The organism is Neptuniibacter pectenicola, assembly GCF_001597735.1.
Lineage (GTDB): Bacteria > Pseudomonadota > Gammaproteobacteria > Pseudomonadales > Balneatricaceae > Neptuniibacter > Neptuniibacter pectenicola.
Genome location: NZ_LUTS01000001.1, coordinates 396,269 through 412,044 on the forward strand (window position 1 = coordinate 396,269; position 15,776 = coordinate 412,044).

Annotated in this window: 13 protein-coding genes; 1 reads left to right on the top strand and 12 read right to left on the bottom strand. The window is 45.5% G+C overall.

Features of this window, described 5'->3' with window-relative positions:
- Positions 1–45: 45 nt before the first annotated feature.
- On the bottom strand, positions 46–540 hold the full coding sequence (locus tag A3773_RS01775; protein WP_067982194.1) for an SRPBCC family protein: 495 nt from the start codon (positions 538–540) through the stop codon (positions 46–48).
- Positions 541–848: 308 nt separating this feature from the next.
- Here A3773_RS01775 and A3773_RS01780 point away from each other — a divergent pair, with 308 nt between their 5' ends.
- On the top strand, positions 849–1,058 hold the full coding sequence (locus A3773_RS01780; RefSeq protein ID WP_067982197.1) for a hypothetical protein: 210 nt from the start codon (positions 849–851) through the stop codon (positions 1,056–1,058).
- A gap of 35 nt (positions 1,059–1,093) precedes the next feature.
- On the opposite strand, the gene A3773_RS01785 is transcribed toward A3773_RS01780, so the two are convergent.
- The 11 genes from A3773_RS01785 to A3773_RS01835 all read right to left on the bottom strand — a co-directional run bounded on the left by A3773_RS01785 (position 1,094) and on the right by A3773_RS01835 (position 15,715).
- The gene (locus A3773_RS01785; protein WP_067982199.1) at positions 1,094–3,451 is read right to left on the bottom strand and encodes a DNA polymerase II; all 2,358 of its coding nucleotides are present in this window, start codon (positions 3,449–3,451) and stop codon (positions 1,094–1,096) included.
- 3 nt (positions 3,452–3,454) lie between these two features.
- A complete protein-coding gene (gene mvaD / locus A3773_RS01790; protein ID WP_067982202.1) occupies positions 3,455–4,459 on the bottom strand; it encodes a diphosphomevalonate decarboxylase in 1,005 nt (334 codons plus the stop codon).
- Positions 4,446–5,375, bottom strand: a complete 930-nt coding sequence (gene mvk / locus A3773_RS01795) for a mevalonate kinase (RefSeq protein ID WP_231902111.1) — start codon at positions 5,373–5,375, stop codon at positions 4,446–4,448. The genes mvaD and mvk overlap by 14 nt, the downstream gene beginning before the upstream one ends.
- On the bottom strand, positions 5,368–6,366 hold the full coding sequence (locus A3773_RS01800) for a mevalonate kinase family protein (RefSeq protein ID WP_067982205.1): 999 nt from the start codon (positions 6,364–6,366) through the stop codon (positions 5,368–5,370). Before A3773_RS01800 ends, mvk begins: the two co-directional genes overlap by 8 nt.
- Positions 6,353–7,519: a hydroxymethylglutaryl-CoA synthase gene (locus A3773_RS01805; protein ID WP_067982208.1), complete on the bottom strand. Its 1,167-nt coding sequence runs from the start codon at positions 7,517–7,519 to the stop codon at positions 6,353–6,355. The genes A3773_RS01800 and A3773_RS01805 overlap by 14 nt, the downstream gene beginning before the upstream one ends.
- A gap of 15 nt (positions 7,520–7,534) precedes the next feature.
- Complete coding sequence (fni, locus tag A3773_RS01810; protein ID WP_067982211.1) at positions 7,535–8,563, bottom strand: type 2 isopentenyl-diphosphate Delta-isomerase; 1,029 nt, start codon at positions 8,561–8,563, stop codon at positions 7,535–7,537.
- The gene (locus tag A3773_RS01815; RefSeq protein WP_067982215.1) at positions 8,563–9,597 is read right to left on the bottom strand and encodes a hydroxymethylglutaryl-coenzyme A reductase family protein; all 1,035 of its coding nucleotides are present in this window, start codon (positions 9,595–9,597) and stop codon (positions 8,563–8,565) included. The genes fni and A3773_RS01815 overlap by 1 nt, the downstream gene beginning before the upstream one ends.
- A gap of 116 nt (positions 9,598–9,713) precedes the next feature.
- Positions 9,714–11,072 (bottom strand): TolC family outer membrane protein, encoded by a 1,359-nt coding sequence (locus A3773_RS01820; RefSeq protein WP_067982218.1) that lies wholly within the window; start codon positions 11,070–11,072, stop codon positions 9,714–9,716.
- 53 nt (positions 11,073–11,125) lie between these two features.
- Complete coding sequence (locus A3773_RS01825; RefSeq protein WP_067982221.1) at positions 11,126–11,770, bottom strand: response regulator transcription factor; 645 nt, start codon at positions 11,768–11,770, stop codon at positions 11,126–11,128.
- A gap of 499 nt (positions 11,771–12,269) precedes the next feature.
- Positions 12,270–13,598 carry an HlyD family type I secretion periplasmic adaptor subunit gene (locus A3773_RS01830; protein ID WP_231902112.1) on the bottom strand — a complete coding sequence of 443 codons (1,329 nt, stop codon included), beginning with the start codon at positions 13,596–13,598 and terminating at the stop codon, positions 12,270–12,272.
- Positions 13,595–15,715 carry a type I secretion system permease/ATPase gene (locus A3773_RS01835; RefSeq protein WP_067982224.1) on the bottom strand — a complete coding sequence of 707 codons (2,121 nt, stop codon included), beginning with the start codon at positions 15,713–15,715 and terminating at the stop codon, positions 13,595–13,597. Before A3773_RS01835 ends, A3773_RS01830 begins: the two co-directional genes overlap by 4 nt.
- Positions 15,716–15,776 lie beyond the last annotated feature (61 nt).

Sequence of the window (15,776 nt, forward strand, 5' to 3'; positions counted from 1 at the left end):
GCCACCTTTAAAAAGGTGGCTTTTTGAGAACTCGATCACTAAGGATTAATTATAAAGTTTGCCCAAATTGCTTACACCGGCTTTAAGTACGCCGCGCATCACATTCTCTGCTTCTTTATCCGGAAGACCTGCTGCATTAAAGCTGGTTTTCCACGTGACCACTGAACCACCTTTACCATTAGACTCCACGGTGATTTTAGCTTCATAATCAGCTACAGGAAGTGGTGAATCTGTGATCGCATAACGATAAAAGTGATTAACGTTATCTTCTTCTAATAAAATTTCAGTGACTTTACCACCGTCACCTAATGTAAGAACGCGTGTATTGTCTGTACGTTCACTCGCAACAATACCTGGCAGCCAGCGATTCAAACTATTAAAGTCACCCACTAATGCCCATAAACCTGCAGGCTTAACATTCAGGTTAACCGTTTCTTCTATATTAATATTACCCGCAGCGAAAGCACTGCTGGACAGCATCCCAGACGCTGCAACCAATCCAATTATAATATTACGAGTAACACTTAATTTCTTTTTCATTATCCCTGACCTTTCTAATTTTAATTTTTAATGATGTGGAATGTCGTATATTCAAAGCCAAAAAAATCAAATTAAGCATGAACGCTAAACGCTAACTTTTAAATCATTCTTGAGGCTTAGTTCCAAAATAGCGTTTCCTGCCCAAGAAGTCACCTATCACATCTCCAGATCCCTGACCTCTCCATGAAATAACACTCAAGTATTTACACTCATAGCCGACAACTAGATCACCTCTTTATAAACATAAAAAGAAAACGCGGCAGGGGTGTAACAACTAAGCCCCGTCATACAAAAGGCAAAGGTCAGGTATGGAAGTAAATGAGATCAGCGCCAGTGCGTCAATTGCTAACGAGCCTACATTACCAACAAGTCATGCAATCAAATCGGCGGAGATGGCTCAACATAAACGTGAGCAAACCGGTGAGCAGGTGATGCAGCTATTGGAAGTAACGGCCCCCGGTAAATTACGGACCGACCCCTTGAGCCCGCTCGGTTCACTCCTTGATGTCACCGCTTAAACGCGGCTCGACTATTCGCGCACGACGCAATACGGTCAAAACAACTTAATTTGCGGTGCAACTAAGTCATCAAAATCCTCACCTAAAAACTGCATTATGGCCTCAGCAACAGGCCTAATCTGCTTTTCAAGATAGTGCTGATAATCCAGTGAAGAGCTTAAAAATTCGATAGGCTCAGGGCCATTAATAGTAATGGCATATTCGATATAACTCCCCGAACGATAAGGAGTTGGCTGATCCATCTGTTGATAAGCCCGCTCCGCTTTCAAGCCCGCCTGAACATGAGGGGGTTTATTTTTAACGTACTGATCTAAGCCCTGCCTTATGCGTTTACGGTACACGAGCTTAGTATCTAGCTCTCCGCGCTTAAGTTGTTCCACCACTGTTTTTAACAACGGTTTCCACGCCTGCCCTTTAAATACACGTTCATACAACTGCTCTTGCAACTCGCGAGCAAGGGGCGTCCAATCGGTACGCACATTCTCTAAGCCTTTAAAGACCATGCGTTCAGTACCGTCGGGGAACCGTTTTAATCCAGCGTAGCGCTTCTTTGAACCTTTTTCAGAGTGTCGGATGGTTGGCATTAAAAAACGACTATAGTGGGTCTCATACTCTATTTCTAATTGGGTATCGATCTGAAAACGCTGTTGTAAGTTATCTCGCCACCAGCGGTTTAAAAAACAAGCTAAGGCCTCTCCTTTGGCATTAGCCTCTGCCACAGGAAAATCATCTCCCAGCCATACAAAGACAGAATCGGTGTCACCATAGATCACTTTAAAGCCAAAATTCTCCTCGATACATTCGCCCGTTTTTGTCAGTATCTCGTGCCCTCTCAATGTAATTGAGCTCGATAACCTCTGATCGTAAAACCGACAAACATTGGAGCCAAGCACGCCATAAAAAGAGTTCATGATAATTTTTATCGCTTGGGAGAGTGCCGCGTTATTAACCTGCTTGGCCTGATCCCTTGCCGCCCATAAGGTTTCAATTAACTCAGGTAAAATGGTCTTACTGCGGGAGAAGATAGCGTGATTAAAGCCGGGCAACAGGTCTTCCGGTTGCGCCCCCTCTTTAAGCCCTTCGGCCAAACCATAAGGGTCTATTTTAAATGTCCGTATAATGCTGGGGTACAGACTCTTAAAATCCAGTACCAGTACATGGCGATACAAGCCGGGACGAGACTCCATAACATAACCGCCCGGCGCACCTAATCCCGATACACCGGAGGCATATTCAGGTGCAACATAACCTTTGCGGTGAAGGTGAGGTAGGTATTGATTGTCGAAAGCCGCAGCAGAGCCGCCGACTTTATCAAGTGGTAAGCCCGTAAGCCGCGCACGCTCGATAAGGTAATTGATAAGATTGGCTTTCTCAAAAACATCCCAAACCAGCTTACAATCTTCAAGGTTATAGCGCGCTAAAGCGGCTTTATCATCACGAAAAAGTCGTTGAATCTCATCCCCACGCACATCGACATGGTCGATCAGTTTGCCGCGATCGAGCATCTGACGGGATACATTTTCTAGCGAAAAACTTTCAAACTGATAGGTTGCCCCTTTAAGGGTGTCGATACCATCAAGCACCATCCGCCCTGCCATACGGACAAACAACTTCCCTTGTCCTGACTCATGCAGCTGCATGGACTGCTTATCACGGCCCAGTCTTAACGAGACATGCAAAGCATCCGCTCGCGCTTTTAACACGTTAAAGTCGAACCCCACAACATTCCAGCCGATAAATATATCCGGGTCGTAGTGATCAACCGTATTGATAAACGCCAATAAAAGCGCTTTTTCGCTACTGACATATTTTAACTCTGGGCTGTCCTCTCCCTCACCGAGCATCAGCACTAAACGAAAATCATCCGCGTAAAAGGCAGCAGATAAGATCTTATCTGCACGCATGGTCGTTTCTAAATCAATAGATAAAATTTTAAAACGGGGGGAGACCTCAGCCGGCCTAAGTTTGAATTGATCTGCACGTTGCGTAATGGATACACCGCCTTGAATAAAGCGCTCCATCAAAAAGCGATCCGTAAGACGGATATCCTCCTCCATCATCACAATACCTGACACCCGTAGCAGGTCGACGATCTGACGCATCACTTTAAGGCTTCGACAATAGAGGCCGTGGACACCCTGATAATTCAGGTCGGTTAATGCCAGTTTAGCTAAGCGCCAGCCCGAGAAGCGCGCCAAAATACGCTGCAACGTTTCAACCTGTGCATCAAGAACAAAGAAAACCGTTTCTTGGTTGGGGATAGTAATCGGAAAAACCTGATCCGCCGCTCTAACCCAATAGGTTAATAGGACCCCCGTTTGGCTATCCTGTTGCTGACGCGTCAAAATAAACCCCGTTGTCGATTTCAACTTGGGCTGGTCTAGATTAGGCATCAGCTACCCAAACGGCGCAACAATATCGGCATCCACCAACTCAGGGAAAGCATCTCTCACCTGCATCTCATCCGCATGCTGAAACAGAAGCTTTAAGTTAGGCCCCGCATCCATCGTTAGATAAACAGGAACACCCGATGCCCGAAGCTCCCAAACTCTATGCATCGCCGCAACGGATTCGGGTTGCCAATACAGCAAAGGAGGCCAAGAAGCGATCATCGTTGCATGCATAGATAATGCGTTCTGTTCCGCGGTTTGACCTAAGCACTCCAGATCCTGCTGCTGAATAGCGCGCTTAATCGCCACTAAGTCATTCGCCGCTTGCTGCGGCCATGCACTATAAAGTGCCGCCGATTCAACGGTACGTTGCATACCTGAACGGGAATCAACCTTCTTTTCACCGGTTGCAACTTTGAGCAGACCGATCCTAAATCCAGGCCACTCAAGCGCCAACCGTTCGGCACAACTATCCATGCCATCCTCTCGGCTACCTTTATGCCATTCAACAAAGCCTTGGTAGAGTGAACGAGATGCACTACCACTTCCCATCCGCGCAAACGCGGAGAGATGGTCCAGCGCTAAATCAAAGCGATAAAACTTATCAATGGCCAAGGTTAAAGCAGCAAAGCCCGAAGCCGATGAAGCAAGCCCCGCTGCCGTCGGAATATTATTAACCGTACGCACCTGAACCGGCTGCTTAAGGTCCCGCCGAAAGAGATCAATAAAACCGATGACTTTACGTGCAAAGGGGCTGTCTAATGAGAGTAACTCATTATTTAAATACACTTGGTCTTGCCCCCTATCAGATTCACTCAGGGTCGTATGGCTACCTAACTCACCTAACGAAATCGACAGTGATGCATTGATCGGTAAATTCAGCTCTACATCTCGCTTACCCCAATACTTACATAACGCAATATTACTGGGGGCAAAGGCATCAGCTTTTGTGCCGGGTTCAGTCGTGTTCGGTAGATAGTTTGCAATCACCTTCTGTTTAGAAATACTCAAGCGTTACACCCTTTTCTGATACTGCGACAGCTATCTGCTCATATGGAATAGAAAGATCGGGGTCGGTTCCTAATGCCAACACACAGTCACCCAACCCTGAACCTGATATTTTAGCACCTTGGATTTTATCACTCGATCTAAGGCGATAAACGATATCGGAGATCGTATGATCAGAGACACCTAAGGCATCCATCAAACCTTGGTAATGGTTCATCAAACAGCCTAAATTCTGCCAATCATTCTCGACAACAGCCTTTTCCGCTTTTAATGTGATCTGCCCCATTAGGTGATAAATCTGCTGATATATCTCTGGGTTAGCATGGCTTAATTGTTCAACCTTACGCAATACATCGGGTGTCTTCGTTTTATAACCGGCATAAAACAACGCGATGTCAGGTTGACCCAGCAGAGTTTTAACCACACAAGGCTTAACCGAATAAGACACAATAGAGCCATATATACTGGCCACTAAATCGGTACCCGAGCCCCGTCCTCCTTGAACCTTATGCACCACAGTCAACGCATTTTCAAAGAGCGATTTATTATCTACATCACGTTCAGCGTACGCCGCCAATACTGCCACGACACCCGCCGTTACCGCGGCTGAAGAGCCTAACCCCACCTGATGGGAAAACTCTGATTGAATCGTTAATACAAAGCCACTTGGCAGTTGGCTGGCAAATAACTCAATCGCAGCCAACACAAAGGTTAAATTTGAGTTAGGTTCAAGCTGATCTAAGGTTGACCGGTAGTGAGCTAACGCAGACTCAATCACCACCTGCCGTTCACGTAAAGGCCTAAGTTCAACAACGATATATTTATCTACAGCACAGGCTAAAGCCTTCTCGCCGGAAAGCACTGAGTGCTCGCCCATCAACATAATACTACCGGGGACTTTTGCGCGAATATTAACCACGATGCGCTCCATTTAACTGTTGCTGTAAGGGCGTTAAACAAACACCAAGCTGCGCGCTTAATGTCTCACTATTTTGTTCGGGAAAGTACACGAGCACCTGCCCCGCTGTCTCACCTTGATGAGCACCCGCACCACAAATTTTAGCCGCGCCGCCCATACTTTCAATCTGCGCAATCAAGGCTGATACCGGTGCTGGCACAACCCCAATCTCTTGTAAGAGCTGATGGTTAGCACGCATAACTGAACCTAGTCTTGATGGCTGCTTGATGTTCGCTTCAAAGGCTTGGGTTATCTTGGCAAACTGCTGCCATAGGTCGGTTCGATGGGAAAACTTTGCACGCACAGCTGCAACCGTCTCACCTGTAGAGCAACAGGGTGTGCCAGTATGGAAATGGTACCAACCGTCCCCTAGCTCAAGCGGTAAAGGCGTAACTTTATCGGCCTGCACTTTAAGCACACCACCGTAGGTCACCGCTGCCGCATCAATTGCACTACCTCGGCCATGCTGTAAGCGCTCACAATATTTTACCTTCTGGAAAAACTCAGGCTTTTTATCGTCACGTTGTTGTGCACAAGAGGAAGATTGGAAAAGCTGTAGCAATGCTGCAATCACCGCCGCTGATGACCCCATTCCAGCCCCTGTCGGTATATCACTATGGATCGTTACAGTACCGCTCGGTAAGCTATCCGACTGCAGCGCAGTATAATAAAGAAGATCATGGGGGGTTTGTAAAACATCTTGAACAGCCAACTCACCTAATAAAAAACGTTCAAAACGTTGATCTAAGTGTGCAACAAGGTGCTCTAACTGCACCAAGGTGCGACGACTTTGCCCCAATACAGAAGAGGTGATGATCAATGTATCGGTATCAGAAGGCGAAAAAGTAGCTGTGACATAATGATTCACAGCTACTGCAATGGCAGGCGCCCCGTAAACAACTGAATGTTCACCACTCAGTATCAGTTTACCCGGGGCTTTAGCAGATAACATATTCTCGTTTATGACCACTAATTGCCGCTAATCGATAACGCCCTGTCGTGGACTCTGGAATATCATGGTGCTCACCATCCCGAGGGTCAGGATAATGGTAGAGCGTTAGGTACTCGTCATAGGTCACTTCACGACGTGCATCTAACATGTTTTTGTGTGTCAATGTATGTAGGCATTGCTCATAGCCTGGCACAACAGTGCCCGAGAAAAACTCTGCGACACAGCCCGAACCGTAACTAAAAAAGCCAACTTTTTGGCCTGCAAGGTTATCCTTACAATTTTCTAGCAACGACGTTAAACCAATATACATTGAGGCCGTATAGCTATTACCAATAACCCGATTGTAGTGCAGCGTATCTTCAACCTGCTGCTCAATTTGATCCAGTGACAAGCCAACTTTATTTACTTTTGCTAAATGCTTATGTGCTTTTTCAGCCATACGACTAAAAGGCAAGTGATAGCAAAAGTGAGAAAAATCATTAAACGCTAACGAACTCACTTCAACAAAATTTTCCCACGCGTGTTTAAGCGACTTCAGATAAATTTTTGTTGAATATTTCCCGTCAACTATCGCCGTTGTTCTGTAATTAGGACGCCAGAAATCCATGACATCTTCAGTGTAATTACCAACTTCGGGATCAATTTCAACTAACCGTGGGTTAGTCGAAATGAGCATGGCTACAGCACCGCACCCTTGGGTCGCTTCACCTGAAGTATCCAGATCATAACGCGCAACATCAGACGCGATAACAAGGACTTTCTTGTTAGGCTGACGGGCAACGAGTGCACATGCCATTTGCACAGCGGCTGTTGCGCTATAGCATGCTTGTTTTAGCTCAACTACACGGCAGTTAGAGTTCAGTCCTAGCAAGCGATGGACATAAACGCCTGCCGCTTTAGACTGATCGATCCCTGTTTCTGTAGCAAACAATAGGGTACCGATCGTATCAGTACCGACACGATCGATTAATGGATTAGCTGCATTTGCAGCCATAGTCACAACATCTTCATCTGGGGCGGCCATTGACATTCGTTCTTGCCAAATACCTTGATAATACTTCCCAGATTCAATCTTTTGAACGTCTGCAAGAGTTCGCAAGTCTAGGAAATAATTAGATGTATAGAAACTAATTTCGTCAATACCAACTGACATTATGGGGTCTCGATCCTAACGCGCTTCTAGAATATGGGCTGGGTTATTAAATAAAGCGGCAACATCCCGAGCGCCAAGCAGAAACATAGCAGTTCTGAATTCTGTTTTAATTTTTTCTATTTCTGCGACAACAGCTTCGCTTGATTCCATCGCTGGTTTAAGCAGTGGAGCAGCCATGCCACATATTGAGGCGCCGAGTATAACAGATTTAACCATATCAATCCCATCCCTTAAGCCACCACTTGAAACTAATGTGGCACGGCCAAGATAAGGGTTTGCCATTTTAAGTGCTGCGGGGGTAGAAATGCCCCAATCTTGGAACGTTAACCCTAGGTCACTGCTATCTTGACGGCGATGATGTTCAATACGACTCCATGAGGTACCGCCACTGCCGGCGACATCAAAGATAGATACACCCGCCTGTAAGCCGATCTCTATATCAGCCGGCGATAACCCACTGCCGACCTCTTTTAACAACACAGGCACCTCAAGTGCATTAACTAAGTCAGCAACTCGATGGCCTAAGTGACGAAAGTCCGTATCACCTTCAGGCTGGACCGCCTCTTGTAACGGGTTAAGGTGAAGGTAAAGGCCATCCGCTTCTAAACAATCAATCGCCTCTTGAATTTGAGCATGAGACATACCGCAATTGAGCTGTACCGCACCTATATTGCCAATTAAAGGAATATCAGGTGCCAAGTGACGCAATTGAAAACTTTCTCGAGCGCTGGGGGCGGTAAACATCACCCGCTGAGACCCAACGGCCATGGCAACCCCACAGGCCTGCGCCGCCGTTGCCAAATTCTGGTTAACCTGCTTAACGACTTGATGATCACCACCGGTCATGGAGGAGATCAACATAGGAAAACTCAACGTCTTTCCTAAAAATTGACAAGAACTATCTACATCCTGCAGTGCCATTTCAGGAAACGCCCGATGCATTAATTTGATTTGGTCAAAATAATGGCCTGAGCGATCAGTGAGCGGGTCGTTCTCAATGGCTCGAATATGCTCAAGCTTGCGATCATTGGTTAGATCCGTCATTACCGCTCCAATTTAAGATGCGCTTCCATTAATTCACCAGGATTTGTCTGCGCAGCTAATAAAGACAGTTCACCACACAGCACCGTCGCTGCACAAATAGCGGCTAAACGGCGTGCATTTGCACCCGACTCTCGCTCTTCTTTACAGCCGAGCATAGCAAGGTTTTCTTCGACAAAATCGATCCCTTTACCATTCCCCACCGATCCCATAATTAAATTAGGTAATGTACATGAGAAATAAAGATCATCGCCCCGCACTTCCGCATGAACGATACCTTGAGACCCTTCAATGATATTGGCGGCATCCTGCCCAGTAGCAAGGTAAAAAGCCAACAACATATTAGCAAAATGCGCATTGGCACTGCGTAGACCACCCGCGATCATCGTACCAATGAGGTTTTTCTTAATATTAAGATCTACCACTTTCTCCGGCGTCGTTTTTAAGCGACGCTCACAGAGCTCACGCGAGATTAAAATTTCGCAAACAACATATTTGCCACGCCCAAGGATACCATTCACCGCTGTCGCTTTTTTATCTGAACAGTAGTTACCCGATATAGAGGAGTAGCGCAGTTGTGGGTATTCAGTTAATAGCCAAGGAATGATCTTATCCGCAGCGTTCGTCACCATATTGTGACCCGATGCGTCCCCTGTCGTGAACTCTAAACGCAGGTAGATCATATTTGCTACGATCTGGCTGTTCATATCAATCAATTTGGCAAAGCGACTACTTTTAGCCACTACTGCGTTTATTTCATCCATACGCGCTTTGATTGAGTTCAGCGCTTGAAGGGCTTCATAGGCATCGTCAGCTTCTAAAAGAATGGAACGACTCATGCGCTCATCGATCACCGTGGTTTTGATCCCTTCCGTTAATACTGAGATCCTCGCCCCTCGACCCACAGAAGGCCAAAGCGGTGTTTCATAGGTAGCCAAAGGTACCGATATTTTTTCATCCAATACAGATCCACAAATTTTAATAGGACCCACAGTACGCATTGGGATTGGAGCTTGGCTTATTTTATGAGCTTTCATTTTGGCACTTCACACAAAGAAAAAAGGGCTGCCAATGGCAACCCTTTTCAAATAACAAGGTTGAGGAGGGATTTTAATGAACTTCACCCTCTCTTTTCAATGATAGAACAGCTTGATTAGCCATTCTCCATTGATTTAGCGTCTGCTAGCTGGTTTTTTTCCTCAACATCGCCCAAATTAGGTTCAGGCAATGAAAGGTTTAAGCTATCCAACAACGTTCCCATCCCATTCACAACACGATACTTTGCAATTAACTGATCATGTAATGCATTAGTCAGGTCATTTTTAGCTGAAAAAACCTCATTCTCAGTATCCAGCAAATCTAACAATGAACGTTGGCCAATATTAAACTGTTTTAGGTATGAGTTGCGAGTCTCTTGGCTCGCAGCCACATGCTGCTCAAGGTAAGGAACCTGACGACTTAAAATAGAGAATGCATTCCATGAAAGCTCAACACTCTGCATAACATCGCGGTGTGCATTATTCTGAACCGCTTTCGCTTCCTCAATTTGATATTGAGTTTGGCGTACTTTCGCTTGATCTACACCGCCGTTATACAAGTTATAACGCATACGGACCATAGCGGTGAGGTCTTCATTCATACCATCAACGCCATCTAAGTCATTATTCCAAGTACGGTCTACTTCAAAATCAACGCGGGGGTAATAGTTCCGTTTCGCCGCATTATATTGCGCCACGGCCGCCATCGTATCAGCTTCAGCCACCTGCAAGGTCGGATGATTGCTCATCGCCACTTCGGTCGCTTCTGTAACGGTTTCAGGAATGCTGATGTTAGTGAGCTCAGGGTAAACAATCTCTTCAGGGGCAGGAACACCGGTCACACGTTGGAAGTTAGCTTGGGCATCTAATAAGTTATTTTCAGCGGCCAGCACATTAACTTCGGCCAGCGCTAAACGACCTTCTGCTTGCTGAATGGAGGCCAAAGCACCTAAACCAGACTCAGAACGACGCTTGATACGGTCATAGATTTTAACGTGATTATATAGGGTTTCTTTCGCTTGTTGGAAAAGGGCGTGTCTACGATTCAATTCAATATAGGCGCGCGTTGCATCTAATGCATAAGATTCCGCAGACTCAACAAGACGCTTGTCGGCAGACAAGGCCCGTGCTTTTTGACGATCAACTTCGTTTGCCGTAGCAAAACCATCAAAAAGCATTTGACGGATACTTAACCCCGCTTCGCCTCTCTTTAATTCAACATCATCTAAACCGTTAGCGCCGGTTGTTGTGTTGTTTGTCCACTCGTAACCATAACCGGCTGACACATCAACGGTTGGTAGGTAGCCACCCTTAGCTTGCCTAACCTCTTGATATACCGAATTTCTGTAGTTAATCGCTCTCTGCACATTAGGGTTATCTGTTAACCCTTGTGTAACAACCTCTTCAAGCGAGGCCGCATAAGAAAGTGTACTTACTGTCCCAATAAGTACACCAGCAATCATTGCCCTTAGCATAACTGTCTTCCGCCTTATAAATAAATAGTTTTGTAGCCACCACCGAATTACTGCTAAACCACCAATACTGGTGATTTACTGGCCAATAAGACCAGCGAAACTCTGTCTGAAACCCCGGTTTTCTGAAAAATAGAACTCAGATGGGCTTTAACTGTTCGTTCAGTAATTTCAAGCTCGCGAGCAATCTCCTTATTACTAGCACCCGTCACTAGAACTGACAGCACTTGTTGCTCACGACTACTTAATCCGTCAAAACAATCTACAGACTCTGCGGTGTCCACTTTACTATTTGATGCAGGCAAATTACTTAAGAGCCGCCGAAGCAACGTCTGTAATAACTCGGGGCCAGCCCAAATATCACCACGGAGTACAGTCTTCACCACTTCTAATAGCAGCGAACCTGTTACATACGTGTTTGTATAACCATTCGCACCTAACTGTAAAACCTCAACCCCCTCTTCCTCATTAGGGACATCGGTACAGACAATCAAAATGCTTTTAGGATTATCCCTTTTATAACTGAATATAAGCTGACTATCCACTTCATTCACTGAACTCAGGTGCATCAATAGAATGCCCCCGTTCGTCAACTTAGATGCAACTTCACTCACTCCTACCGTCTCTGGATTCCAATCACTTAATAAGTGATTCCAACGCTCCAGAACTTTCGGTCGGTTACTAATGAAGAATAACTGCATAATGCTTAGAATCCACCATTCTATCTTCGATTTTCGGTAAAAATGCAAGCGCACTACAATAACAGAAATAACCACACCATTTGTAATGTTATGTAATTATCACCGTTGTAACTGAATAGAGGCTGACTAAATCTATCAATAGAATTGACGTCAGCCAATACCGCCGCAACACCATCCACCCGAATCACTTAGGCCTCTTAATTACTTAGGTTACTAAGCAACCAAAGACTCTCATTTTTTGATCAACTATCGATAAATAAACGATGGCATAGCCACCCATCATTTATCCTATCGATCGTAAGGTTTATCCTAAGTTTTTAAGCGTACAGTACTAAAAGCTATAGTAAAGAACGCAACGCCATTGCCCGTTATAACAAAAAAATATGTCCAATGTAATACTTATACACAATTCTTAGCCTGTTACGCATTATATCGTCTCGATATATTGAACATACAGTCAACAAAACAGTAACGTCCTGTTTTTATTCATGAAAAAATACTATCGCTCTGTTAATGCTTTTTCCTTTGCTTTGAGCACAGGTTTTAACAGGTAATCCATTACGGTTTTCTTACCTGTCAAGATATCAACACCAACAGTCATACCTGCAATCAACGGAAGTTCGGTTGATGCCGTGCCTATATAGGGCTTCTCTGTTTGTAAGCGAACAAGGTAGTAACTCTTACCCTCTTCATCAAGGATTGTACTCGGGCTCACAAACACCACGGTTGCATCCACGCCACCATAGATCGAGAAGTCATAAGCGGTCACTTTGATAACCGCTTTTTGCCCAGTCACTATGTTTGCGATATCCGACGGTCTGATTCTCGCTTCAACCAGCAAAGTATCTTCCCAAGGAATAATATTGAGCAACTCGTCTCCTGGCTGTACAACACCCTCAATGGTATTCACCAACAGCTGCTTAACGGTGCCTTTTACCGGCGATTTCACCTCAGATCGCGCGATACGATCATTCATGCCGGTCAGCGCTTGGGTGATACGTGAAATTTCCGCGCCCACCTCATTAAGCTCTTTTTGCGCTTCATTGCGAAACTGAAGCTCAAACTCACCCAACTTCTGCTGAGTTTCCCGCAGTGTCGATTCGATACGGGGAATATTCAAACGAACCCCGGAGAGCTCCCCTAGCAAATCATTTAATTGACGCTTTAGGCGTAAAAATTCGACTTCAGAGATAACCCCTTCTTTTAATAAGGGCCGTGTAATATCCAGTTCGCGCTTGAGTAGACTATAACTTCTCGCCAACTGTCCCTCTTGCGACTTGGCCGCTTTGAGTTCTTGTCCACGCTGAGAAAGCTGCTGTTTAAGCCCCTCCATACCCGCTTGCATTTCAGCCTTGCGTGTGGAAAACAGGTCTCTTTCCTGCGTAATCATGGACTGGTACTGCTCAGGAAAACCTTCTGGGCTCACAAACTCAACATTCTCTGCTTCCGCTTTTAAGCGTGCAGCTTTAGCAATAAGCTCATACTGGCGTACTAGATTTTCTTGTAACGAGCTAGAGAAACGAACATCGTCAATACGTAAAAGCACTTGGCCCTTTTCAACCACATCCCCCTCACGCACAAGAATTTCCGATACAGCCCCACCCTCAAGCGTTTCAATAATTTGTAGCTGACTAGACGGTATAATCTCACCATCGCCCCGTGTAATTTCATCGAGTTCAGCCCACATCGCCCAAGCGATGGCGATCATGACAAAAAGCACCATCATCCACAGCAGTAAACTTGCTCCCCTAGGCGCCTGCTCTGCGATAGCTTCACTCACACTCGACATATAAGGCAGGTCTTTTTTATTGTGATTCATAGTACTCATTTCTGCACCTGCAGTCGTCCTTGTTTCAAGGCATCCAATACCGCTTCTTTAGGACCATCAGCAACAACTCTGCCCGAATCCATCACAATAATGCGATCGACCAGAGAGAGTAACGACATTTTATGCGTCACGACTAACATTGTTTTATCTTTAGCATGTTTTTTCAGCATCATCTTGATATGTTCTTCGGACGCATTATCCATAGAGGCTGTTGGCTCATCCAAGATCAATATATTGGGATCATGAATTAAGGACCGGGCCACAGCCACTGATTGGCGTTGGCCTCCAGACAACGACGCACCGCGTTCACCGACCGGCATATCAAAACCTTGCGGGTGCCGGTTTACCATATCAGACACACCAGACATCTCGGCCACTTCCACTAGCCTTGAATCTTCTGTTTGAGGGGAGCCAATGACAATATTGTCACGCACACTGCCGGCAAATAGCATGATATCCTGCGGCATGTAGCCAACATTTCGGCGTAAATCGACCGGATCAATTTGATTGATATCTAACCCGTCAATACGGACAGAGCCTTCCGACGCATCGTATAACCCTAGCACCAGCTTTTCGATGGTCGATTTACCTGAGCCGATACGGCCAATCAACGCAACTTTTTCCCCAGCTTTAACATTAAATGACACATTATCCAGCGCTTTTTGCTGCTCACCAGGGTAAGCAAAACTGACACCTTTAAACTCAATGGCCCCTTTTAGCGCTTCGCGATAAACAAACTGCTGGCCATCTGTACGTTCAGAGGGCATCTCCATGATCTCATTCAACCCTTTTAAGGCGGTCGATGCTTGATGGAACGAGATCACTAAATTAGCCACCTGACTCATCGGCGCAATCGCTCGCCCCGACAGCATGACGCAAGCCACTAACGCCCCCATCGTAATTTCCCGCTCACTAATAAGGTATACGCCGGTGATGATGATCCCAATAGAGGTCAACTGCTGGGCAAATGATGCAAAGTTAACCACACTGGCTGACAACATCCGTGATTTTAAACTCCACTTGGCGATGTAACCTACCGCTTGCTCCCAGCCCAACTGCATTGACGAGCTAGCTCGCTGGGTTTTCACCGTTTCCATCGCGGTTAAACTTTCAATTAAGGTGGAGTTCTTTTGCGAATTGGAAGCGAAGGTTTTCTCTACCGCTTCTTTTAAATGGGGACGAACGATAAACGAAAAGAGAATAATCAGCGGTATCACAACAAGCGGTACAATAACGAGGGGGCCACCAATAAAGCCAATAACAATTAAAAACAGCACTGCAAATGGCAGATCAATAAACACCACATTGGTTGTGGAACTTAAAAAGTTTTTAATACTATCGAACTCGCGTAAATTACTGGCAAAAGAACCTACTGATGCCGGTAGCGCGCTATATTTTAACGACAGCACCTTCTCAAAAAGCAGTGCCGACAAAATCACATCACCTTTTTTACCCGCCACTTCGATAAAATAGGAACGTAGCATTTTTAAGCCAAAATCAAACAGATAGACAATAAAGACCCCTAAGGCTAAAACCCATAAGGTTTCAATCGCGTTATTAGGTACAACGCGATCATAAACATTCATCACAAAGAGGGGGTTGGCTATCACAAAGAGGTTAATCAGGAAGGAAGCGATAAGCACATCACGGTAGATCGCAGATGAGCGTTTAATTGTCCCCCAAAACCAGTGACCTTTGTGACCCTCTAATAGTTTTGAGACTTGCTCTTGAAAACGATACTCCAAGCGCACAAAAATAGCATACCCCAGATAACTATTTCGAAGCTGCTCTAGCTCAACCTTATGCTCGCCACCACTTTCAGGCTGAACAATCAGTGCTTGCCCAGACGCCTCATCAATCTCCTGCAAAACACAGGCATTATTACCTTCCAATAACAACACCGCAGGTAGCACCAGCGGTGAGATATCATCAAGGGAGCGCTTTAAGACTTGAGCGGCAAAACCAGCGCGCTTAGCCGCACGAACAAACAGCTTAGGTGTTAGCTTGTTATTTTCTAACGGAAGCCCTTCACAGAGCACTTCTGGGGATGAAGGCTTATGATTTTGCTTACTTAGATGAACTAGACAACCGAGCAAAGGATCCTGAACAACTTCCATTTACCTTGACCTTAACCTTATATGAGAGAGATACTCAAAAAAAACGCATACTTTAACAACG

Coding starts and splice junctions, on each gene's coding strand:
- A3773_RS01775 (WP_067982194.1), bottom strand. CDS start 540: ATGAAAAAGAAATTAAGTGTTACTCGTAATATTATAATTGGATTGGTT.
- A3773_RS01780 (WP_067982197.1), top strand. CDS start 849: ATGGAAGTAAATGAGATCAGCGCCAGTGCGTCAATTGCTAACGAGCCT.
- A3773_RS01785 (WP_067982199.1), bottom strand. CDS start 3,451: ATGCCTAATCTAGACCAGCCCAAGTTGAAATCGACAACGGGGTTTATT.
- A3773_RS01800 (WP_067982205.1), bottom strand. CDS start 6,366: ATGTTATCTGCTAAAGCCCCGGGTAAACTGATACTGAGTGGTGAACAT.
- A3773_RS01805 (WP_067982208.1), bottom strand. CDS start 7,519: ATGTCAGTTGGTATTGACGAAATTAGTTTCTATACATCTAATTATTTC.
- fni (WP_067982211.1), bottom strand. CDS start 8,563: ATGACGGATCTAACCAATGATCGCAAGCTTGAGCATATTCGAGCCATT.
- A3773_RS01815 (WP_067982215.1), bottom strand. CDS start 9,597: ATGAAAGCTCATAAAATAAGCCAAGCTCCAATCCCAATGCGTACTGTG.
- A3773_RS01820 (WP_067982218.1), bottom strand. CDS start 11,072: ATGCTAAGGGCAATGATTGCTGGTGTACTTATTGGGACAGTAAGTACA.
- A3773_RS01825 (WP_067982221.1), bottom strand. CDS start 11,770: ATGCAGTTATTCTTCATTAGTAACCGACCGAAAGTTCTGGAGCGTTGG.
- A3773_RS01830 (WP_231902112.1), bottom strand. CDS start 13,598: ATGAGTACTATGAATCACAATAAAAAAGACCTGCCTTATATGTCGAGT.
- A3773_RS01835 (WP_067982224.1), bottom strand. CDS start 15,715: ATGGAAGTTGTTCAGGATCCTTTGCTCGGTTGTCTAGTTCATCTAAGT.